We start from the raw sequence: 20,053 nt of genomic DNA on the forward strand, positions 1-20,053 counted from the left end.
AAAGCAGCTAGTCGGCGCAGCTCAGTTCGGCATAGTCGATGCGATTGACATCGACATGGGGCGTGTAGCCGCTGCAGCCCTGGCGAAGCCCGGCCACGGCCGAGGTGAAGATCGGCAAGATCATGCCTCCCTCTTCGGCCACCATGCGCTGGGCGTCGCGATAGAGGGCCGTGCGCTGCTGCGGATCGGAGGTTTGTCCTGCCTTGACGACCAGAGCGTCGAAGTCGGGCCGATGCCAATGCGTCTCGTTCCACTCCGACTTGGTGTTGAGCGAGAGCGTCAGGGCCTCGGCCGGCGGGCGGGCGCTGGTATAGGAGATCACGGCCGGCTTTTTCAGCCAGATCGTATCCCAGTAGCCTTCCGCGGGTGAGGTGATGACATTGACCTTGATGCCGGCGGGCTCCGCCATTTGTGCATAGACCTGGGCCAGGAGCAGCATGCCCGGATAGGAATCGGAGGTATAAAGATCGAATTCGATGCCGTTGGGATGGCCGGCCTCCGCAAGCAGGGCCTTGGCCTTTTCGACGTCGGCGGCCTTCGGCGGCGTGACGAGGCCAAAGGGGGAATTCAGCGGGATGGGCGTATCGCCGCCGGTTTCCCCATAGCCCAAGAGCACGGTGTCGAGGATCTTCTGGCGATCCATCACCAGCTTCAGGGCCTGGCGAACACGTGGGTCGTCGAAGGGGGCCGTGTCGGTCCATACCGCAAGATAGAGCGAGGTCGCGCCCGGGGTGGAAACCAGTGAAACGGCGGGATTGTCCTTCAAGGTGATGAGGCTGGCCGGATCGACGGCCAGCGACAGGTCGACCGAACCGGACAGCAGGGCCGAAAGGCGCGAGGTCGACTCCAGGCTGGTGGTGATCTGCAGGCATTCGGCCTTGGGCAGGCCCGTGCGCCAATAATGGGGATTGCGCCGCATGACCCGCACCGGCTCGTTGATCGAGAATGTTTCCTGCATGAAGGGGCCGGTGCCGTTGCCCTTGGTCTTCAGTTCCTCGCTTTTGGCGCCGTCCCGCACCATCAGGGCATATTTCGTGGCGATCAGCATCGGCAATTCCACCACCGGCTGCTTGACCTTGAAGCGTACCGTGTGGGCGTCGACCGCCGTAATGCCTTGCGCATCGAGGAAGGCGAGTGTCGAAAACCCACCGGGCGAAACGGCCGGGTCGAGCAGGCGGCGATAGGAATAGACCACGTCGGCCGCGCCGAAATCCGAGCCGTCATGGAACTTGACGCCCTTCCTGAGATGAAAGGTCCACTCGGTGGCATCGGCGTTGGATTCCCATTTCTCGGCAAGGACGGGAACAGCTTCCATCGTCTTGCTGCGATCGACCAGAGGTTCGTAGACCGCTCGTATGTGATAGGCGCTGTCAGTGCCGATCAGCGCAGCAGGATCCATGGTTTGTTTTTCGCCGTCGGATTCATAACCCAGCACACGGACGCATTGGCCCTCGGCAAACGCTGCCGTTGCTGAAAGAATGCTTACGCCAAGCGTAAGCGTGAGGATAGAGTATTTTATGAATTGCTTCTTCACTTGCGTTCCCCGTTTTTATCATTTGAGAGAATGTTAGTGAGCTTTGCCGGCCCCTTGCAAACGACAAGAATTCGCGGCTAGATGAATGAGATTCATGTGGCAGAGCCAAACGTGGTCCAGAGAACGCTTCCTCCCCTTTCCACCTTGCGCGTTTTCGAAGCGGCGGCGCGGCTATGCAGTTTCAAGAATGCCGCTTTGGAGCTGAATCTTACGCAATCGGCCATCAGCCACCAGATCGCGTCCCTGGAGCGCAATCTCGGCACGCAGCTCTTCATCAGGAAGCCAGGACGGGTCGAGCTGAGCCAGAAGGGGACGCTGTATCTATCGGTCATCCAGGATGCCCTGGACCGTATCGCCCTGACCACGGATCTCATCCGCGAGGCGCCGGTCAAGGGATCGCTGACCGTACAGGTCTATGTCACGGTCGCCGTGCGCTGGCTCATACCCAGGCTGCATCACTTCAACGAAGTCTCGCCCGAGATTACCGTCAGCCTGGATGCGAGCCTGCTCGATTGGGATTTCAATCCCGATCACGCGGATGTCGGATTGATCTATACACGCACGCCCGAACGGGCCCGGGTCAGCTACATCTTGTTGAGAAAGGAACGGCTCGTCGCCGTCTGTTCGCGAACCATTGCCGAGGCGATCTCATCACCTCAGGATCTGTCGCATTTCCCCTTCCTGTCGATATCCGGCGCGACCGACGATACCGCGATATGGGCCCAGAGCCTCGGCCTGTCCAATCTCCTGCACAAGAGCGCACCGCGCTACGACAGCACCTTGCTCGCAATCGAGGCCGCGATGAACGGCCAGGGCCTGGTGGTGGTTCCCCATTTCCTGGTCGAGGCGGATCTGCGCAGCGGCAATCTGATGATACCCGTGCCAGCCGATGTGATGCAGCCCGGCGGCTGGTATCTTGCGCATCTGCAGAGGCGCAGCAATGAAAGGCCGATCCGGGAGTTTCTGCGCTGGGTGCAATCCCAGTAGATTGCCCTCGATCCGAACGTTTGGGCACTGAGAGGGATCGGCATTTCGACAATTCTGCCGCCACCTGGGTGACGGCAGAGGATTTGTCGAGCGATATGAGCATCGCTCCTGGCGCGATGCAGGGATCGATTCAATTCGGGTCCCGGCGCCATTCCTTCAAGAAGCTTGCGGCCACCGAAATGTCGGGCGTCAGTGAACGATCCTTGTCGAGGAACGCCACTTTCTTGCGGAAGGACTGCTTGAAAGCGGCTGTCGCAGTCGAGAGAGGGCGATCCTGATGTTCGGCCAGTCGCAGGTCCACGGCCTGGGCTGCTTGGATCAATTCGATGCCGAGAATTGTGAAGCTGTTGTCGATCTGCGCGCGCACCCTGCTCACGACCAGGGGGGCATTGGTGCCGACGTCCTCGACACCGCCGGCAATGGGACGCGAGTCGAAGGAGGTGGGCTGCGCCAGTGCGCGGCTTTCGGTGGCGATCGCCATCAGCGGCGCTTCCACCACCAGGAAGGCATGCTGGGCTTCGCCGGCTGCCAGATAACGCGGCAGTTTGGAGTGCTGGGGATTGTTCAGCTTCAAGGTGCGCTCGGAGGAAGCCGTCGCGTGATGGGCCAGGACGATCCCCAGTTCCTCGAAGGAAATGACCCATGGCAGCGGATCGAAATTGGCGGTCGGCAGGACGGCCCCGCCCTCGACATAACCCCGCTTGGCCTGGGGCAGATCCGAAGCCGGACGCACTCCCAGTGCGATGCCCGGATTGTCGTCGGACGAGTTGATCTGAATCTGGAGCAGGGCCTTGGTCCGCGCGATGCTGTCGGTCATGCTGCCGAACAGATAGGGAGCCGTGCGGTAGCTCAGGGGATCCTGGAGGATGCGTTTGTCGTCCTGCTGCCACAGATAGCTTCCCGACAGCAAGGCCCGCAGTTTCTTGGCTTCGCCGATATAGCTGGGGAAGGGTCTCAAGGCGGTGACGTCATCGAGGAGCGGAGAAACATTCCCGTTCAACCCTTCCAGGCTCAGCGCATAGACCATCTCGGAGCTTGCCATCATCTGCTCCGCATCATGGATCGCCAGCGCCCCGAGCCCGGCTGCATAGGCGTTGGAACTGAGGATGGCCAGGCCATCCTTTCCGAAGGGCTTCAGCGGCTCGATCTTGGCAGCCTGCAAGGCCTGCGCTGCGGGCATGCGCTTGCCCTTGTAGTCGACATCGCCCTCACCAAGCATCGCCAATCCGACATGGCTGAGCAGGGTCATGTCTGCTTGCCCGACCGAACCGCGCGAAGGCATGATCGGCGTGATCTGTTCGTTGAGAAAGGCCAGCAGTGTTTCGGCGACGTGCTTTTGTACTCCGGGGCCACCGGTAAGGATGTTGTTGAGGCGCACGGCCATCGTTGCGCGGACGATATCCAGTGCGGTATCGGGTCCGACGCCGACGGAATGGGCGCGCAGCAGCCCTTCGTTGAAGTGGCGGGATGCCTCCAGGAGTTCGGGCGTCAGTTCACCCTTGGCATCCACCATCTTCCGGTCCTTGTTCCAGCCCACGCCGACCGTCAGACCGTATATTTCCTGCCCTTCCCTGGCGCCCTGCAGCAGAATGTCGAATGCCTTCGACACCTTTTGGAGGCTCTCGGGCGGAACAATGACCTTTTCTCCCTTGGCAACACGGACGATCATCTCGGGCGTCGTATCGCGACCGTTCAAGGTCACATCGGCCAACGCCCCCGACGTCAGCAACAAGTAGCTCCCGGCAATACAAGACAGCAGCCGATATTTTGACATTTGGCTTCCCTTTTGAATTGAAGGGAACCTTGGAAAGTCCGGGATATCTTTGCAAACGATGAAAAATTACGTGCGCGTGAATCCTTTTCATGTCGCGTTACAATGGTCGGTTGGCACGGTGCAGTTCAGCCGACGAAGGCCGAGACTCGCGATCAAACGGGTGCTGCCAACCGCCTGCACCATGGTGATGTATCGAACTGCGAAATCGGTCCCAGCGATATTGAACCGCCCCTGGTTTGCCGGAGGCCGTTTCGTTTGAGTCACGCTGCCATGGCTGGTTCGCTCAGCATGGCGTAGTAGCGCTCCTCGACTTCAGCCGGCGGGATGTTGCCGATGGGTTCCAGCAGCCGGCGATTGTTGAACCAGTCGACCCAAGTCAGCGTGGCGAACTCGACGGCCTCGAGCTTCGCCAGGGTCCGCGCCTGTGGATGAGCTCCGCTTTATGGAGGCCGTTGATTGTTTCGGCGAGAGCGTTGTCATAGCTGTCGCCGACACTGCCGACAAAGGGTTCGATGCCAGCCTCGACGAGCCGCTCGGTGTGTCGAATGCTGACATATCGAGAACCCCTGTCGGAATGATGCACGAGGCCGCCGCGGTGTGCGGGCCGTCGCTCGTGCAGGGCCTGCTCCAGTGCGTCGAGCACGAAGCTGGCGGGCGCGGTCCGCGATACGCTCCAGCCGACGATGCGGCGGGCGTAGGCGTCGATGACGAAAGCGACGCAGACGAAGCCCGACCAAGTACTGACATAGGTGAAATCCGAGACCCATAGCCTGTTCGGGGCCGGTGCCCGGAAGACCCGGTTCACATGATCGAGCGGGTACGGCGCCGCCTTGTCACCGATCGTGGTGCGCACAGACTTGCCGCGGATCACGCCTTGCAGGCCCGCACTGCGCATCAGGCGCGCCACGGTACAGCGAGCAAGCTGATGCCCTTCTCGCTGCATCTGCCGCCAGACCTTGCGCACGCCATAGACCTGGAAGTTCTCGTCAAAGATCCGCTGGATCTCCGGCAAGAAGGCGGCATCGCGCCTCGCCCGGATCGAGAGCTTGGCCGGATCGCCCCGTCGCGAGGCATGAGCGTGGTAGGTTGACGGGGCGATCGGCAGCACGTTGCAGATCGGCTCGACCCCATAGGCCCTGCGGTGATCGTCGATGAAGGCGATCATGACCGGTGTCGGCGGTCGAGCTCCGCCTGGGCAAAATACGCCGACGCCTTACGCAGGATCTCGTTCGCCTGTCGCAACTCCCGGTTCTCGCGTTCGACAGCCTTTAGCTTGGCCGCCATGTCCGTCGTCAGCCCAGGTTTGCGGCCGCTCTCGACCTCGGCCTTCTTCACCCATTCGTTCAGCGTCTGCGCCGTGCAGCCGATCTTGGCCGAGATCGACATGATCGCCGCCCAACGGGACGGATGCTCGGCCTCATGATCCAGTACGATCCGCACCGCGCGGGCACGCACCTCAGGTGAGAACTTGTTCGTTGTCTTGCTCATGCGGGCTCCACCTTTTCAGGAGTTGGAGCCTTCGGCAAACCCGGCGCGGTTCATTTCGCCAGCGTGGCGACGCCGGCGAGCTGGTCGACGAGTTCCATTGTCACCACGTCTGGCCGTGGTGACGCCGCGGTCGCGGCCGGGTTGGCGACCTGTCGCCACGCTGCATTGTCCACGGCCAGCGCTGTTGAGCCGCCCACCGGCCCGAAGACATCACATATCGAAGGGCCGGCGGGTTTAGCTGTGGGCAATGCCCGGTATGGCCATCATAGGGCCGTTACTGACTGCGATTAGCAGTCGCGAAACAACAAACACAGATCGCGCCCGCGATTACTTTGGCGGATCGGAAAGAGAGCATTGATGCGGCGGATTGGTCGCGGGCGCGTTGCCCGTCGTATTGGCGTCGGAGCGCTTTTGGCGGCCACAGTGCTGCTGGCCTCTGGCGCAGCGTATGAAGCTATCGCACGCCGGGATGCCGCCACGGCGTTCCCGCCGCCCGGCAAGCTGGCCGACATTGGCGGCCGCCGTATCCACATCGATTGCAGGGGCGACGGCTCGCCGACCGTCATCTTGGAGGCTGGCGCGGACACGAGCGGATCAACGCTCTGGTATCCCGTGATGCAAGCCGTCTCGCAGACTACCCGCATTTGTTCCTATGATCGCGCAGGCCTCATGTGGAGCGACCCCGGCCCGCTTCCGCGCGATGGCGAGGCCATCGTCGCCGATCTGCAAAAGGCACTGGCCGCAACGAATGAGCACGGCCCTTATGTCATGGTTGGCGCGTCTCTCGGCGGTCCTCTCGCCATGCTCTACACCAAGCACCACCCGGCCGACGTTGCCGGCGTCGTGCTTGTCGATAGCGCGCACCCCGACCAGATCGCGCGGCTTGAAGACGCCTCCGGCGTTGTGGACGATCCGGCCCCCTTCCTGTTTCGGGCAATCGCGAACGTTGCATGGACGGGCCTGCCCCGGTTGCTCTTGCCTGCACCTGAACTGCCAGAGCTACCCGACCGCGTAGCGGCCGAGGTCGCCGCCTATCAATCGCCGTCGCTGCGCGCCGCGCTTGACGAGGCCGTCGCGATGCCGGCGATCTTCCAGCAGGCCGGCACCTTTCGCGATCTAGGGAGCCGGCCGCTGGCCGTCCTTTCACACGGCAAACAGTGGCAGGATTACAGTGCCGACCAGCAGGCCGTCGCCGGCATGGGCCGGGAGCAATTTGAACGCCATGAGGCCGCGTGGGCGAAGATGCAGGACGAGCAAACCGCGTGGTCGCGCGACAGCACCCACCAGACCTTGCGCGATTCAAGCCACGTCGTGCAGTTGGAGCGGCCCGACGCGATAATCGCTGCAATTGCCGAAGTCGTCGCGAAAGTGCGACAGGCAGGGCGCGAATGAGCGCACTCTTTAGATATATATGCGTGGTTTATGCCTGCCGTTTGGCCGCGAACTTGTAGAACTTGGTGCGGCTAATTTTCAGTGCCTTGCAAATCTCGGCCGGCGTCCTGTCCGTTTTCGACAAGGCTTGAATCGCCTGCACGGTTTCGTCAGGCACACCCGGCCGACCGCCCACGCGTCCCCTAGGTTCCCGACCAGTTGACGGACGTACAGGCCTGGACCGGGTTTGCTGGTCATTTCACGCACGTGCGCCCGGGCGAGGGTCCCCCGAAGTGTGCCGGTGACCTGCTCCCCTGAAAAGTCCTCGCTTTGAGGTTAGCCTGCTCTCTGACAGAGGAGACGGGCCATGAAACGATCGAGGTTCTCGGACGAACACATCATCGGCATCCTGAAGGAGCATCAGGCGGGATTGTCCGCGCCTGAGCTGTGTCGCAAGCAGGGCATCTCGGATGCGACGTTTTACACTTGTATGGCGCTATGGAGGTGTCGGAGGGCCGGCGGTCCGGCATGAGCAGGTGTGTCGCGAGGGTCGGTGCCAGTGTCACCCGCAGAAGCCCGCGCACGCTCTGGTCGCGCCCGAAGACGCGCGTCTCCAGCTCCTGCGACGACGCTTCCATCTGGATGGCGAGCTCGAGGACCTCCTCGCCCGCAGCCGTCAGGCGGTAGCCCGAAGGCAGCTTTTCGAACATCTGCGCCCCGAGGCGTTCCTCGAGCTGGGCGATGCGTCGCAGCACGGTCGCGTGGTTCACTCCAAGGCGCCCGGCGACGGCCCGCACTGAGCCGCCGCGCGCAGCGGCAAGAAAGTAGCGAACGTCATCCCAGTCGATCATGGTGCATTCCCGCGCCGCCAGCTGCGCCTTCCGAAGCCCACTCTAACAAGCTGAGCTGTAGTGCACGCGAACGCCGCGGCGTTCAATCGGCTGACTGGATCGTTTTTGCACCACCGATGTGCGCGATTCCGCACTCACCTCCAGTCTCCAGCGAACCCATGTTGAGGCTCTCGGGGGACCTCCCCGTACAGCCAAAGACCCGAGACGGTGAACGAGGACTGCACGACATGACAAGATTAAATGGAAAGACTGCCGTCATTACGGGCGGCGCCACCGGTATCGGCCTCGCCGCAGCAAGACGCTTCATCGAGGAGGGCGCTTTTGTCTTCATATTCGGCCGCCGGCAGCAAGCGCTCGACGAGGCTGTGGCCGAGCTTGGGTCCAATGCCCGGGCGGTGAAGGGCTCGGTCTCGAAGGAGGACGACCTCGACCGCCTCTACGCGGCGGTGAAGGCCGAGCGCGGAAGCCTCGATATCGTCTTCGCCAATGCCGGGGCGGGAAGCCCGCTTGAGCTCGGCCAGATCACCGCCGAGCACATTGACGAAACCTTCGACACCAATGTGAAGGGTACGATCTTCACGGTCCAGAAGGCGTTGCCGCTGTTGGGCCCGGGCGGCTCGATCATCCTGACCGGATCGAGCGCTGGCACCACGGGCGCTCCGGGATTCACTGCCTATAGCGCGAGCAAGGCGGCGGTGCGGAACCTCGCGCGGACCTGGGCGGAGGACCTGAAGGGCACCGGCATCCGCGTAAACGTGCTGTCGCCCGGGGCGACGGCGACCGAACTCGCGAAGGAGGCGTTGGGCGAGGAGGGCCAGAAGGCCTACGGCGCAATGACTCCGCTCCAGCGCATGGCCGCTCCAGCGGAGATCGGGGCCGTGGCTGCTTTTCTCGCATCGTCGGACAGCAGCTTCATGACCGCCAGCGAGGTCGCCGTTGACGGCGGCCTGGCGCAACTCTGACCCCTGTGTGGTGCCATGCCTGGCCCATGCACAACGAAGGATAAACATCATGAAAAAACTTGAAGGTAAGGTCGCAGTCATCACGGGCGGGAGCAGCGGGATCGGATTGGCCACGGCCAGGCGCTTCGTGGAAGAAGGCGCACACGTCGTGATCACCGGGCGACGCGAGAAAGAGCTGAAGGAGGCCGCTGCCGTCATCAAGGAAAACGTTACGACGGTCGTCGGCGACGTGTCGCGCCTGGACGATCTGGACCGGCTCTATGCCGTCGTGAAGGAGAAACATGGTCAGATCGATATTCTATTTGCAAACGCGGGCGCCGGAACAATCGCTCCGCTCGCGGCGGCGACTGAGGCTCATTTTGACCAGACCTTCGACGTGAACGTGAAGGGGCTGTTCTTTACGGTGCAGAAAGCCCTTCCCCTCTTCCGGGACGGCGGTTCAATTATCCTGACCTCTTCGGTTTCGAACGTGATGGGGTTGCCCGGCTTCAGCGCTTACGCCGCGAGCAAGGCGGCTGTGCGCAACTTCGCGCGCGCTTGGACACTGGAGCTGAAGGATCGCAAGATCCGGGTGAACACGATGAGCCCGGGACCGATCGAGACTCCCGCCCTGGCGACAACGACGGGCCTTACCCCTGAGCAAGCCGAGCAAGCGGCCGCCCAATTTGCCTCGCAGGTCCCCATGGGTCGCAGGGGCCAGCCAGAGGAAGTCGCGGCTGCCGTCACGTTCCTTGCCTCCGATGAGAGTTCTTACATCACCGGCGTGGATCTCGCCGTCGACGGAGGGCTGGCGCAAGTCTGACCCCCGACATCAGACGCGATCGGAGAGACATCATGACCTATGCAATCATCGGCTTCGGCAATATCGGCCAGGCCCTGGCCAGGGCATTTGCCCGAAGTGGGATCGACGTATCCGTCGCAACCACGCGCGACCCAGAGAGCTTTGCATCCGCCGCGGCCGCGATCGGACCCGGGGTCACTCCCAAAAGGCTGGCGGACGCGGTCAAGGCGGACATCATCTTTTTGGCTGTCCGTTTCGAGTCGCATCCGGATGTCGCGAAGGCGCTCCCAACGTGGCAGGGGAAGACCATCGTCGACGTGACCAACGCCTACGGCGTGCCTCCTGATGAACTTGGAGGACAGCCTTCTTCCGGGTTCGTTGCCCAGGCCTTCTCCGGGGCAAGGCTGGTCAAGGGCTTCAACCATCTGATCGCTGCCACCCTCGAGCAGGATCCGGCCGTGCATGGCGGCAGGCGGGTCGTGTTCCTGGCGAGCGACGATGACGCTGCCGCAGCGGAGATTGCTGCGCTCGCGGAAAATCTTGGTTTCTCGCCGATCAAACTTGGCGGGCTGTCGGAAGGTGGGCTGCTCGTCCAGGCACGCCGGAATGGCTGGGGCCATCTGATCTTTAAGGACCTGGTCAAGTTCGACGGATGAACACGACGTGTCAACCGGCAGGGCCACGATGCACGGGGCGGATCGAGCGCGGTCCGATCCAAGCGAAATGGAGAAATTCCCATGAGCATTGAGAAGAACATCCAGACCGTGAGGGACTTCTTCGCCGCAATCGGCCGCGGCGACAGGGAGGCTCTGCTGACGCTGGTCGCCGAAGACATCGAGTGGATCATTCCGGGCGAGCACTGGCCGCTGGCGGGAACGCGCCACGGACACGTCGGGCTGGCGGATTTGCTTGAGACGGCATCCAAGTCGATAGAAACATCCACGGAACCCCGGGAGTTCGTAGCGCAAGGAGACCGGGTCTTCGTTGTCGGCTTCGCGAGGGGAAAGATAAAAGCTACGAACAAGACGTTCGAGGACGACTGGATCTTCGCCATCACGGTTCGGGACGGCAGGCTGACCAACATCCGGGAATATGTCGACACGCAAGCACTGGCCCGGGCCTCGCGGATGGACGCGTCTGGGCCTGCGTAGCGCTGGCCGTCCGCAGCCATCAACTCGGGGCAGACGGTGGATCAGCCGTGGATTGCCCGCCGCCGCCCACCCATCAAATACCTAGCCGTAAGGGAGATTCCGATGTACGACCAATCGAAGCTATCCGAACTGATCCGGTTCGCCCGCATCGATGCGGGTTCCACCGTCATCGACGTTTACCCGGGCGACGGCGACTGGACGCGCCTGTTCTCCGGGGTCGTGGGACCCCAAGGTCGGGTCTACAGCTTCGTGCCGGCCGAAGTCGCCCACTTCAAGAACGATCCGGTCGGCCGCATGCGGACGCTCGCGAAGGAGCCGGGCCGAGAGAACGTCGAAGCCATATCGGCGGACCTCGTGGCAATGCCAGAGGTCACCCCGCCCGCGAATGTCCTGTGGCTGCACCTGTTCTACCACGATCTCCACACCGCTCTCATCCAGGCCAGAGGCGCGACCGCATCCGACTTCAATCGGGCCGTCTACGAGCGGCTTAAGCCGGGTGGGTACTACGTCATCGTCGACCACGCCGCCGCAGCGGGGACGGGTACGAGCAACACCCAAGCGCTGCATCGGATCGACCCTGCGTCCGTCCGCAAGGAGGTGGAGGCGGCCGGCTTCGTATTGGACGCGCAAAGCTCCATCCTCGCGAACAAGGACGACTCGCACTCGATCAAGGTTTTCGATCCCTCGATCAAAGGTGAGACTGATCGCTTCGCCTTTCGATTCTTGAAGATCTGACTCTGACCAAATCCCCTACGACGAGGTCGGCTCTCTTATGGGAGGCGGCGTTAACAAGCGCGATGACCGAATGTGGGTCGATTTCGGAACGACAGCTGACCGCAAAAGTTGGTTGAAACCGGATCGTCCGCTGTCGACCCCGCATTCGACTGTCCGGAACGCGCCCCGTCTCAGCCATTCAACGCGTTGGTCGTAACCCCTGAAAGCCGCTGCGCGATTAGTCGCCTAAGCTTTTGCTCGTCCGTCCAGCCACGCAGCGAGGCCGTCCAGCGTCTGCAGTCCGTATTCCACCGCGCCGAAGCCGATGACCACCTGACGCCGTTCGCGGCTGGGGTGGAGCTGGCGCATGGTCAGCACCGTCTTGCCATCGGCCTGTTCGTCGAAGGTCACCGTGACGCGGAAACGGTTAGGGTCGTCCGGGTCGGGCGTGCCATGGTCCATCACGATCCGCTCGTTCGGCACGATTTCCAGGAAACGCATGAGGTTGGGGAAGCGCTGCTCCTTGCCCTCGAACATGCCAACCATATCGAAACGCCAGAACCCGCCCTCGCGGATATCGGCTTCGTGGGTCTCGATATTGAGGGCGGTCGGGCCGAACCATTGGGTGAGTGCCTTGGGATCCATCCAAGCGGCAAAGACCTTGGCGCGCGGGTAGCTCAGCAGCTTGACCAGCACGATCTCGCGATCAAGCGACCAGGTCTCAAACTGGCTTGCCATGTCTTTCCTCGTCCTCTTCCGTCTTGTCCAGATAGACTTCCAGTCGGTCCAGCCGTTCGGCCCAGCGCTGGCGCTCCGCTTCCATCCAGTTCGCCGCCTCGTCGAAACGCGGCCGCACCAGCCGGCACCAGCGGCTGCGCCCGCGCTTTTCGCTAGCGATCAGTCCGCAATCTTCCAGCACCCTGAGATGCTGGGCGAACGAGGGCAGCGCCATGTCGAACGGCTCGGCCAGGACGCTGACCGGCACCTCACCCTCGGCAAGCCGCGACACCACCGCGCGGCGGGTCGGATCGCTGAGAGCATGAAAGGCAAGGTCGAGGGGGGTCGAATGATAGGGCATGTGCATCCGTAAAATGGTCGCGGGCACCGGTCAATGACAAAAAGGCACTTGCCTTAGTGTCTTTGTTTGAACATAAAGGCATCTGCCTTAGTATTTGGCCCGTGCAGGGCGAGTATGCAACCACACGCAAGGAGGCCCCGGTGGTAGTTCGTGTCGATTTCAACATCTCACTGGATGGTTTCGCGACAACGACGGACCAGACGCCCGAGCAACCGATGGGCGCCGACTGGATGCGCCTCGTCGGCGCATATATCGCGACAAGGACGATGCGTGAGCGCGTGTTCAAGGACACCAGCGGTGAAGGTACGACCGGCGTCGACGACAGATATGCCAGGGCGTATTTCGACAATATAGGTGCGGAGATCATGGGCGCCGGCATGTTCGGGCTGCACAGCTTCCCCGATGACCCGAACTGGAAGGGGTGGTGGGGCGACGAGCCACCGTTCCGCGTCCCAGTCTTCGTCCTGACCCACAGGAAGCTGCCCTCGATCGAAATGGCCGGCGGCACGGTATTCCATTTCCTCGACGCCACACCGGTCGAGGCGCTCCGGCAGGCTGTTGCCGTCGCGGGTGGAAAGGACGTGCGGGTTGGCGGCGGAGCCAGCACCACCCGCGATTTCCTCAAGACGGGGCTCGTCGACCGTCTCCACGTCGCCATCGTCCCGATCCTGCTCGGACGCGGCATCCGCCTGTGGGACGACCTGCGAGGCTTCGAACTTGGCTACACGGCAGAGTCAGAAACGGCAGAGAGCGGCACCATTCACCTGACATTCCGGCGCTAACCGCTGGCGCATGGACAGCATAATCATGGACTGCCCATAGGCGTCCATGATGTCGGTTTTTCGAACAGTCAGCACCGGTGGCGCCAGTCCGCTTCTGGGTCGGCATTCGACTGTCCGCAATGCGCCCCATATCAGCCGTTGAAGGCGCGCGAGGTCGCTTCCGAAAGCCGCCGTCATTTAGATTATGTCATTCAGATTATCGCTCTCGAAGAGACCGCGATCGAACCAGCTGTTCTGGCGCAAGGTCGACGATCTGCAACTCACATCCGGTGCGCCGTAATATAGAGGATCGGGGGCCGCTCGAGCCGGGAGCTACCCAGCTCGCACGAACGGTCTGACTGCCAGTGGCGTTGGCGCGAACTGCATCCATGTCGCCAGCCCGGTTCACCAGGATTATTTTCAATTCCGGGAATATTCTGTCGAAATTTCTGAAATGATTTGGACGGAGATGCAGATTGATTTTCAGTAATTGATCGACTCGTGATGAAGACACCTGGCGCTGAAAACTAAAGGTTGACAATAAGACTCAAGGCTCGTATTTTTTGATATCGATATTTTCTTGCCGAGTTTTGATTTTACGCGGTTGGCCCCGCGTTCTGAACGAACCTCCCTTTAAAGCATCGTTATCACCATCCGCGGCTCTCAAACGCTGCGATCATCAATCTTGCTATGAAGGGGTTTTTCATGACCACTGGCACAGTCAAATGGTTTAATTCCACTAAAGGTTTCGGCTTCATTCAGCCTGACAGCGCCGGTCCAGATGCTTTTGTCCACATCTCGGCTGTCGAGCGCGCTGGCATGCGCGAAATCGTCGAAGGCCAGAAAATCCGCTACGATCTGGAGCGCGACAATAAGTCGGGCAAGATGTCGGCCTGCAATCTGCAGGCGGCCTAATCGATCCGGGATCTGCTTTCGCTTGACCACGGATGTACTGGCACTGCCGAAAGCATGAGACCAAGTGAGGTCAGGCAATTTGCCTGACCTTTTTTGTTGCGGCTCTCCTGGAGAGCACCCATCACGAGGATAGAGATGATCGGGGACTACACCAAACCGCGTCAACAAGCCGAGGTTGCCTTCGGCAAAACACAGTCGCAGTTCTTCGCGCGCGGGCGCGCTTTCGAGGAGCTCGATTCGATAACGGTTGCCCGGGATGAAAAAATCCTGAGGCTGCGGGAAGCACGTCTTGCCAGGCAATTGCAGGACGGCATCGAATTGGTTGCCAAGCCAGCCTCGAAACGAACCAGAAAGTCCTGACTTCGGTCAGCAACGCAGTTCAATTGGAATAGAGATTTGAGAAACATCAGAAACGACGAATTTTCTGACCGTCGCAGCAGGGCTATCGACGCAAAAGCAGCTCTCCTGCAGGGCTATCGCGCCGCCAAGGAGGCTGCCGCGCCAAGCCGTGAGACCAGGCAGGCCGAACGAATTGCGATCGCCGAAGCCCGCGAGTTGCGACGCGTCGAACGCGAGCAGATCAAGCTCGCCGAACAAGCCCGACTCGAAGCCGAGATTGCGCAGCGCAGTGCGATAGCCATGGCGGCCGCGAGCGCTGAGGCAGACGCTCGCGAACTGGCTGCCAAGACGCGCATCTCCCGTGTCATCGAGGACGAAGCAGCCCGTAAGGCTGAACGGGACCGCCGTTACGCCAACCGCAAAGCCCGCCAGATCTGAGGGACTCGAACCTAGCGTAGCGGATCGAGATTGTCCGGGCTTGGGCTTGAGACCATCGCATTTTCTGGATCGGATTATCTGGGATCGTAGTTCAACCTGGACTCATATTCTACGAGCCTTCACGCCCCTTCGGCCGCTGTTCGCAAGGCGATCCTGGCAGCGCGCATTTCGTGGAAACGTTCATGGGCGCGGCCAGTCACGCTCTTTATTGCGGCGCCCGTGCCTGACTTCGGCACCGTTGAGCCGATCATCAGGCTTTTGATCCAGCAGATTCACGACATCATGTTGCGCGACCTGCCTGACAAGGCATCTTGGCAGGCAACCGAAAGTCTCGTTTTGGCAACTTGCCGTTCAAGCCCAAGCGGTTCGATCCTTTCAATCGAGGCCGCGCCTCGGAGGTACGATCTGCGACTGGAATATCTCGAACTCGATCTGCGTTCGGATCTGCTTCGCGCTGCCGCGCACGACCACGAAGTGTTCCTTGTCGAAGTATATCGTCGAAGTGTCGCCGTCGTTGCCTTCGACATAGCAGATGCGGCTTACGTTCACTTCGATCAGATGTAGATCATAGCTTCTCTCGAACCTGCAGAATACGGGGATTTTTGCCGCCACCGCTTCAAGGCGATCAGGCGTTTCTGGCGATCCGTGCATTTCAACCACCCCACACAAAAACGAGCGCAATGATGGCTCTTCCAAGGCGGAAATGTAGCGAGGCCCGCGCGCAAGTCCAGAATGCCGCAGCGGCAGTTCGTCAAAAAAATGCTCGCCACGCACAAGAGGAATAGCGAGCGGGCAAGGGTCGGAACTGTCGATCTCTCCGGGACGAGAGGACAGCCAAACCGCCAGCACTCGCCAGGAATACCTCGATGTCACGTTGGCTCAGCGTGGAGCACGGATACAACCGAGCTGCATGCTGGATAATAGGGGGCGGGAACGGCCGGCATAGGAAATGGTCGTCATCCCCGACCTCACACCGACCAAACTCTTACATGACATTGCCCCTCGAGCCTTGGGCAAAAAAATTGAGGCGACAGGCCGAAGAGGGATCATCGGCCCGGAGATTTCCATGCGTTACAGTCTCGGCAAAACGAACTCGACGCGCCGGTTCAACGCGCGCCCATCCGGGTTGTCCGTGCCATTATCCAGCGTATTGGCAGCGATCGGGCGGCTGTCGCCGAAAGCCTTTGCCGACAATCTTGCCTTCTCTACTCCATGTTTCACGAGCCATTTCGCGACGGCGTTCGCCCGCTGGAGAGACAGGCCCTGGTTATATCGGGCCGAGCCTTTGGAATCGGTGTGGCCCTCGACAACGACTATGCCGGTGGGAATGGATGCAATCAGGCGGGCGATATCGGCAAGCGTCGGTTCGGCGGCCGGCTGTATGGTGGCCTTGTCGAAATCGAACAGGATATCGCCTTTCATGGAAACTGTGACGGTTTTCTCCTCTTGCCGCACAGCAAGACCGCTGTGTTGAGCGGCGAGCCTGTCGGCTTTCGCAGACAGATCCAACACAGCATTATTGAGATCGGACGGCAGGCCCTTGAGATCGGACGGCACGCCCTGGAGATCCAGAATCGTAGCCTTGAGATCACGGATATCACGCTTGTACGAGGGATCTTCCGCGGAAGAGTTGCTTGTGCCAGCCACCATCATGCCCAGCACGAGGGCATACTTGCTTAGGCCGCCCATCGTTATCGATCAGTGAGCTTGATTGCGTCGAGCGTCTCGACACCTGGGATCGTCAACGACACTTCGGTGACGTCTTTTGGTGGAGCGGGAAACCGGCCGTGCCAGGAGCCTGCGATCAGAGAATCCTTGCTGGTTTTGATGATCAGATTGGGATTTGTCAGTGGCTGGTCATTGTTGTCTGTCAGCAGCAGATGCTTCTTGTTCCCGGCAAGAACATAGAAGCTGTTCTCATAGGCGTCCCGGCTGATCGAATCATAGATCCGCTCCAGCTTGTCCGCCACGAGAGGCTTGAAGCGCAGCTTGATCGTCAGGATGTCGCCGTGCCGGACTGCCTCGATCACCTGAGCTTCGGCGGCCCCGCCATTGGTCAAACCCGTGGCCAGGGGGGCGGCCGAAGCAGCCTCGACTTGTGTTTGGGCAGATGCCGTTTGAGCCAATCCAATCACCGCTAGGAAGGTAGCAAGTGTAAAGATTTTTGTAGCAGCTCTGGTCACTTTCACGACAATATTCCTCCGTTTTTCAAATCTTATGGCTATTCATTCGAATCACGAATCGTATACTCGATAGCTTACTCACTTGCGAGAAATTTTGCGACTTCCTAGAACTCACACGTTTGTCCCTGCTCTGATCGCACCCTACCCGTCTCTAATTGCAGTGACGTGGAATCATCGAAATTTCTGGCTCGGAGTACCTGCGATCAACGCTGGTCGGGAAGGGCAGATGCACCGGATTGAGCCGTATTTTCCTCTTTCGCACGGGGTGTCTCGCGTCGGTGATCGTCGGATCATCAAAGGTGCCGCGTTCATGCTCGACGCCTTGCCCCGGGCCAAGGCCCTGCTTGGTGACAGAGGCTAGGATGCCGACTGGTTCCGCGCAGCGCTCGCGGAGCGCAAGATTGCCGCTTGCATCCCGTCAAAGATAAATCGGAAGATGCCGATCCCGCACAACACTGCGCTCTACCGCCAGCGCCACAAGATTGAGATTATGTTCGGCAAACTCAAGGACTGGCGCCGCATCCACACCCGTTATGATCGCTGCGCGCTTACATTCTTGTCCGCCATCTGCATCGCGGCAACGGTCACCTGCCGGCTCAATCAATGAGGCCTGAGCCTAAAGCCTGTTGCGTGTGAGTTCTCGTTGAAGCGCGACTTGCAAGCAGGCGAAAGATAGCGCGTTCACCGGCAGGCTGCCATCAGCTTGCGGCGGAAGACCTCGGCCGGGGTTTGGTAGCCCAGGCATTGGCGGGGCGTAGGGTTGGACCAACCTCGCTTATGCGGGGTAGTTTAATTGGGTCCGGAAAACTAAAATCGCCGATGAGAGCGTATCGGGCGGAGCAGTTCTTGTTCCCGCCCTAGCTTGGCGGCGATGTGGCCGGCGAGCTGGTCAAGGGCCGAGCTCATCGCCTCGACCTGGGCGGGGGCTCCGGTATCGGCCGGGGGCACGGCGATGCTGGCCTGGGCGGCGGCACCACGCCCGCCGTTGCGGTAATGCAGCCGCCATTGTGCCTGCAGCATGACCACGCCCTCGGCATTGGTATCGAAGCGGCTCACCGAAAGTTCGAGGCTGGCCGCTTCCTTGCCCGACACGGTCTGGCTGGTGGTCACCGGCGGGCAGGCGCCGGCGCAAATTCTCGGCGAGCACGCGCTGCACCATGGAGCCCATCGGCTCGCCCCAGCGTTCGAACTCGGAGACGCCGAGCTGGACGTCGCCGGAGCGGCGCACCAGTTGCGGACGATCGAGATATTTGGCGACATCCACCGTTTCGATCGATACCGAGACGGGCCGGCCCGCAACCTTCTGCCCGCTTTGGGCGGCCAGGGTGTAGATCTTGGCCGCCGGCGAGGCGCAGGCCGAAAGTAAAGCCAGAGCCAGGCCCAGGCCCGCGAGGGCCGCAACGCGTCCACGCATGCACCCGGAACGGCTGGAGGAGGAGAACGGCATCAGTTGCTTCCTCTGGTCTTGCCCCGGATCAGGGATTCGGGGTGCTGCTGCATATAGTCGGTGAGCACGCGAATGGAGCGCACGGCATCGTCGACCTGCGACATCAGGCGCGTGAGGTCGCGCTTGAAGCTGGACGAGCTGCCATAGCCCTGGTCGAAAGAGCCCAGGGTGGAATTGATGCGTTTCATCGACTGCTGGGCGGTGTCGAGCACCGGCTGCAGCCTCTGCATTGCCGGGGCGAGATCGGTCTTGGCCTTGTCGATCAGTTCCCGCGCCGAGGTGAGGGCGCCGGCGAGCGAGCGCAGCGATTCCTTGATCTCCGGTCCGGCGGCAAGGTCCTGGAACGACTTCATGGTGTCGTTGGCCTGGACCACCAGTTTGTCCAGCGGCAGTTTCGAGATGCGGTCGAGGATGTCGTTGACCGAACGCAGGGCGGAGTCGAACTGGTTCGGACTGGTCGGGATCACCGGATAGATAGCGCCGGTTCCCAGTTCCGCCGGCCCGGCCTTGGGATCGATGTCGAACGACACCACGCTCTGGCCAGTCAGGTAATTGCTGGTCTTGATCTCGGCGCGCAGGCCCTTGGCGACCAGCGATTTCAGCACGGTTTCGGGATTGATCGGGCCGTCCGCGCCGACGATCTGGATGCGCTGCGGCTCGATTTCGATCAGGACGGGCGCACGCGGCGCGTTCTTGCCGATGTTGTATTGTAGGCTGACATCGATGACCTCCCCGATCTTGAGGCCGTGCCACTCCACGTTGGAGCCGGCGGCAAGGCCGCCCACGGAGGAATCGAAATAGACCAGATAGCGCAGGCGAATGGTATATTTGGCCTCGTCGGCGCTGGCCTGGTCCCGGTAGAGGGTGAAAGCCGTCTTGGGAGCGGCACGCTCGTTCGAAAGCACGTCGGCCGGTGTGTCGAAGGCGATGCCGCCCGCGAGCAGGGCCTGGATGGAATCGAGCTGAAGCCGGAAGCCCTGGGGACCCGTGGTGAGCGAGACCCCGGAGGCGTTCCAGAAATTGGTGCTGGTGCGCACTTCCTTGTCATAGGGGTCGCGTATGAAGGCACGGATGGTGATGCCGTCGGTGAGATTAGAGGAGTCGTAGCCGAGGACCTGGCCGACTTCGAGGCCGCGATGGAAGATCGACGATCCCGCGCTGATCGAACCGATCTGCGTGGTCTTCAGGGCAAATTCCGTTCCGGGCGCGTCGGTGGGAATGACGGGAGGCAGCTCGAGGCCGGCGAAGCTGTCGGCTGTCGTGCCGGCCTTGCCGGGAT

Annotated in this window: 21 protein-coding genes, 5 pseudogenes and 1 other annotated feature; of the genes and pseudogenes, 13 read left to right on the forward strand and 13 right to left on the reverse strand. The window is 61.2% G+C overall.

Annotation, left to right across the window (positions count from 1 at the left end; all coding sequences use genetic code 11):
• Positions 1–7: 7 nt before the first annotated feature.
• Complete coding sequence (locus ACZYTC_RS33630; RefSeq protein WP_488991698.1) at positions 8–1,399, reverse strand: ABC transporter substrate-binding protein; 1,392 nt, start codon at positions 1,397–1,399, stop codon at positions 8–10.
• Positions 1,400–1,645: 246 nt separating this feature from the next.
• On the opposite strand from ACZYTC_RS33630, the gene ACZYTC_RS33635 reads away from it, so the two are divergent.
• Positions 1,646–2,521, forward strand: coding sequence for a LysR substrate-binding domain-containing protein (locus ACZYTC_RS33635; protein WP_488991699.1), 876 nt, complete (start codon positions 1,646–1,648; stop codon positions 2,519–2,521).
• A 130-nt stretch (positions 2,522–2,651) separates the two neighbouring features.
• On the opposite strand, the gene ACZYTC_RS33640 is transcribed toward ACZYTC_RS33635, so the two are convergent.
• The 3 genes and pseudogenes from ACZYTC_RS33640 to ACZYTC_RS33650 form a co-directional block, all read right to left on the reverse strand.
• Positions 2,652–4,250, reverse strand: coding sequence for an HAL/PAL/TAL family ammonia-lyase (locus tag ACZYTC_RS33640; RefSeq protein WP_488991700.1), 1,599 nt, complete (start codon positions 4,248–4,250; stop codon positions 2,652–2,654).
• A gap of 305 nt (positions 4,251–4,555) precedes the next feature.
• Positions 4,556–5,783 (reverse strand): annotated as a pseudogene (locus ACZYTC_RS33645) (IS3 family transposase).
• Positions 5,386–5,502 (reverse strand) — a sequence feature (AL1L pseudoknot). (Overlaps the previous pseudogene by 117 nt.)
• A 50-nt stretch (positions 5,784–5,833) precedes the next feature.
• Entirely contained in the window at positions 5,834–5,956 is a 123-nt protein-coding gene (locus ACZYTC_RS33650; RefSeq protein WP_441774288.1) for a hypothetical protein, read from the reverse strand.
• A 184-nt stretch (positions 5,957–6,140) separates the two neighbouring features.
• Here ACZYTC_RS33650 and ACZYTC_RS33655 point away from each other — a divergent pair, with 184 nt between their 5' ends.
• Positions 6,141–7,175 carry an alpha/beta fold hydrolase gene (locus ACZYTC_RS33655; RefSeq protein WP_441774289.1) on the forward strand — a complete coding sequence of 345 codons (1,035 nt, stop codon included), beginning with the start codon at positions 6,141–6,143 and terminating at the stop codon, positions 7,173–7,175.
• A gap of 346 nt (positions 7,176–7,521) precedes the next feature.
• A pseudogene (locus ACZYTC_RS33660) lies at positions 7,522–7,676 on the forward strand (transposase); the annotation flags it as partial.
• On the opposite strand, the pseudogene ACZYTC_RS33665 reads toward ACZYTC_RS33660, so the two are convergent.
• Positions 7,676–8,005, reverse strand: a pseudogene (locus ACZYTC_RS33665) (LysR family transcriptional regulator); the annotation flags it as partial. The pseudogenes ACZYTC_RS33660 and ACZYTC_RS33665 sit on opposite strands and share 1 nt — an antisense overlap.
• 227 nt (positions 8,006–8,232) lie before the next feature.
• On the opposite strand from ACZYTC_RS33665, the gene ACZYTC_RS33670 reads away from it, so the two are divergent.
• The 5 genes from ACZYTC_RS33670 to ACZYTC_RS33690 all read left to right on the forward strand — a co-directional run bounded on the left by ACZYTC_RS33670 (position 8,233) and on the right by ACZYTC_RS33690 (position 11,634).
• A complete protein-coding gene (locus ACZYTC_RS33670; protein ID WP_434961198.1) occupies positions 8,233–8,967 on the forward strand; it encodes an SDR family NAD(P)-dependent oxidoreductase in 735 nt (244 codons plus the stop codon).
• A 49-nt stretch (positions 8,968–9,016) separates the two neighbouring features.
• Positions 9,017–9,769 (forward strand): SDR family NAD(P)-dependent oxidoreductase, encoded by a 753-nt coding sequence (locus ACZYTC_RS33675; RefSeq protein WP_454818557.1) that lies wholly within the window; start codon positions 9,017–9,019, stop codon positions 9,767–9,769.
• A gap of 32 nt (positions 9,770–9,801) precedes the next feature.
• The gene (locus tag ACZYTC_RS33680) at positions 9,802–10,404 is read left to right on the forward strand and encodes an NADPH-dependent F420 reductase (RefSeq protein WP_488991701.1); all 603 of its coding nucleotides are present in this window, start codon (positions 9,802–9,804) and stop codon (positions 10,402–10,404) included.
• 81 nt (positions 10,405–10,485) lie between these two features.
• Complete coding sequence (locus ACZYTC_RS33685; protein ID WP_441774293.1) at positions 10,486–10,899, forward strand: nuclear transport factor 2 family protein; 414 nt, start codon at positions 10,486–10,488, stop codon at positions 10,897–10,899.
• A gap of 102 nt (positions 10,900–11,001) precedes the next feature.
• Positions 11,002–11,634, forward strand: a complete 633-nt coding sequence (locus ACZYTC_RS33690; protein ID WP_441774294.1) for a class I SAM-dependent methyltransferase — start codon at positions 11,002–11,004, stop codon at positions 11,632–11,634.
• Positions 11,635–11,859: 225 nt separating this feature from the next.
• Here ACZYTC_RS33690 and ACZYTC_RS33695 read toward each other — a convergent pair whose 3' ends face one another.
• Both ACZYTC_RS33695 and ACZYTC_RS33700 read right to left on the reverse strand, forming a co-directional pair.
• Complete coding sequence (locus ACZYTC_RS33695; protein WP_441774295.1) at positions 11,860–12,351, reverse strand: SRPBCC family protein; 492 nt, start codon at positions 12,349–12,351, stop codon at positions 11,860–11,862.
• Entirely contained in the window at positions 12,335–12,691 is a 357-nt protein-coding gene (locus ACZYTC_RS33700) for an ArsR/SmtB family transcription factor (RefSeq protein ID WP_434961192.1), read from the reverse strand. Before ACZYTC_RS33700 ends, ACZYTC_RS33695 begins: the two co-directional genes overlap by 17 nt.
• A gap of 140 nt (positions 12,692–12,831) precedes the next feature.
• Between ACZYTC_RS33700 and ACZYTC_RS33705 the strand changes: the two genes are divergently transcribed.
• The 4 genes from ACZYTC_RS33705 to ACZYTC_RS33720 all read left to right on the forward strand — a co-directional run bounded on the left by ACZYTC_RS33705 (position 12,832) and on the right by ACZYTC_RS33720 (position 15,144).
• Positions 12,832–13,473 carry a dihydrofolate reductase family protein gene (locus tag ACZYTC_RS33705; protein WP_441774296.1) on the forward strand — a complete coding sequence of 214 codons (642 nt, stop codon included), beginning with the start codon at positions 12,832–12,834 and terminating at the stop codon, positions 13,471–13,473.
• A 684-nt stretch (positions 13,474–14,157) separates the two neighbouring features.
• Positions 14,158–14,367 carry a cold-shock protein gene (locus tag ACZYTC_RS33710; RefSeq protein ID WP_434961190.1) on the forward strand — a complete coding sequence of 70 codons (210 nt, stop codon included), beginning with the start codon at positions 14,158–14,160 and terminating at the stop codon, positions 14,365–14,367.
• A gap of 135 nt (positions 14,368–14,502) precedes the next feature.
• Positions 14,503–14,727: a hypothetical protein gene (locus ACZYTC_RS33715; protein WP_434961189.1), complete on the forward strand. Its 225-nt coding sequence runs from the start codon at positions 14,503–14,505 to the stop codon at positions 14,725–14,727.
• A gap of 36 nt (positions 14,728–14,763) precedes the next feature.
• Positions 14,764–15,144, forward strand: a complete 381-nt coding sequence (locus tag ACZYTC_RS33720) for a DUF6481 family protein (RefSeq protein WP_434961188.1) — start codon at positions 14,764–14,766, stop codon at positions 15,142–15,144.
• Between the two features lie 375 nt (positions 15,145–15,519).
• Here the strand turns inward: ACZYTC_RS33720 and ACZYTC_RS33725 are convergent, their stop codons facing one another.
• From ACZYTC_RS33725 to ACZYTC_RS33735, 3 genes are all read right to left on the reverse strand, one after another.
• Positions 15,520–15,993, reverse strand: a complete 474-nt coding sequence (locus ACZYTC_RS33725; RefSeq protein WP_488991702.1) for a hypothetical protein — start codon at positions 15,991–15,993, stop codon at positions 15,520–15,522.
• 222 nt (positions 15,994–16,215) lie between these two features.
• Entirely contained in the window at positions 16,216–16,833 is a 618-nt protein-coding gene (locus ACZYTC_RS33730) for an OmpA family protein (protein WP_441774299.1), read from the reverse strand.
• A gap of 2 nt (positions 16,834–16,835) precedes the next feature.
• Positions 16,836–17,333 (reverse strand): hypothetical protein, encoded by a 498-nt coding sequence (locus ACZYTC_RS33735; protein WP_488991703.1) that lies wholly within the window; start codon positions 17,331–17,333, stop codon positions 16,836–16,838.
• A gap of 376 nt (positions 17,334–17,709) precedes the next feature.
• Between ACZYTC_RS33735 and ACZYTC_RS33740 the strand changes: the two are divergent.
• Positions 17,710–17,934 (forward strand): annotated as a pseudogene (locus tag ACZYTC_RS33740) (transposase); the annotation flags it as partial.
• Positions 17,935–18,134: 200 nt separating this feature from the next.
• Here ACZYTC_RS33740 and ACZYTC_RS33745 read toward each other — a convergent pair.
• The 3 genes and pseudogenes from ACZYTC_RS33745 to ACZYTC_RS33755 form a co-directional block, all read right to left on the reverse strand.
• Positions 18,135–18,437, reverse strand: coding sequence for an ABC-type transport auxiliary lipoprotein family protein (locus ACZYTC_RS33745; protein WP_488991704.1), 303 nt, complete (start codon positions 18,435–18,437; stop codon positions 18,135–18,137).
• 55 nt (positions 18,438–18,492) lie between these two features.
• Positions 18,493–18,774: pseudogene (locus ACZYTC_RS33750) on the reverse strand (ABC-type transport auxiliary lipoprotein family protein); the annotation flags it as partial.
• Positions 18,774–20,053: PqiB family protein (locus tag ACZYTC_RS33755; protein ID WP_488991705.1), on the reverse strand; the 1,280-nt coding region annotated here is incomplete at its 5' end. The pseudogene ACZYTC_RS33750 and the gene ACZYTC_RS33755, both read right to left, overlap by 1 nt.

This window comes from Labrys sp. F242, from assembly GCF_057813875.1.

What these genes read in the sequence shown, in the direction of transcription:
- ACZYTC_RS33695 (WP_441774295.1), bottom strand. Translation starts at nt 12,351, where the DNA reads ATGGCAAGCCAGTTTGAGACCTGGTCGCTTGATCGCGAGATCGTGCTG.
- ACZYTC_RS33715 (WP_434961189.1), top strand. Translation starts at nt 14,503, where the DNA reads ATGATCGGGGACTACACCAAACCGCGTCAACAAGCCGAGGTTGCCTTC.
- ACZYTC_RS33730 (WP_441774299.1), bottom strand. Translation starts at nt 16,833, where the DNA reads ATGGGCGGCCTAAGCAAGTATGCCCTCGTGCTGGGCATGATGGTGGCT.
- ACZYTC_RS33685 (WP_441774293.1), top strand. Translation starts at nt 10,486, where the DNA reads ATGAGCATTGAGAAGAACATCCAGACCGTGAGGGACTTCTTCGCCGCA.
- ACZYTC_RS33675 (WP_454818557.1), top strand. Translation starts at nt 9,017, where the DNA reads ATGAAAAAACTTGAAGGTAAGGTCGCAGTCATCACGGGCGGGAGCAGC.
- ACZYTC_RS33670 (WP_434961198.1), top strand. Translation starts at nt 8,233, where the DNA reads ATGACAAGATTAAATGGAAAGACTGCCGTCATTACGGGCGGCGCCACC.
- ACZYTC_RS33630 (WP_488991698.1), bottom strand. Translation starts at nt 1,399, where the DNA reads ATGGATCCTGCTGCGCTGATCGGCACTGACAGCGCCTATCACATACGA.
- ACZYTC_RS33655 (WP_441774289.1), top strand. Translation starts at nt 6,141, where the DNA reads ATGCGGCGGATTGGTCGCGGGCGCGTTGCCCGTCGTATTGGCGTCGGA.
- ACZYTC_RS33690 (WP_441774294.1), top strand. Translation starts at nt 11,002, where the DNA reads ATGTACGACCAATCGAAGCTATCCGAACTGATCCGGTTCGCCCGCATC.
- ACZYTC_RS33700 (WP_434961192.1), bottom strand. Translation starts at nt 12,691, where the DNA reads ATGCCCTATCATTCGACCCCCCTCGACCTTGCCTTTCATGCTCTCAGC.
- ACZYTC_RS33710 (WP_434961190.1), top strand. Translation starts at nt 14,158, where the DNA reads ATGACCACTGGCACAGTCAAATGGTTTAATTCCACTAAAGGTTTCGGC.
- ACZYTC_RS33680 (WP_488991701.1), top strand. Translation starts at nt 9,802, where the DNA reads ATGACCTATGCAATCATCGGCTTCGGCAATATCGGCCAGGCCCTGGCC.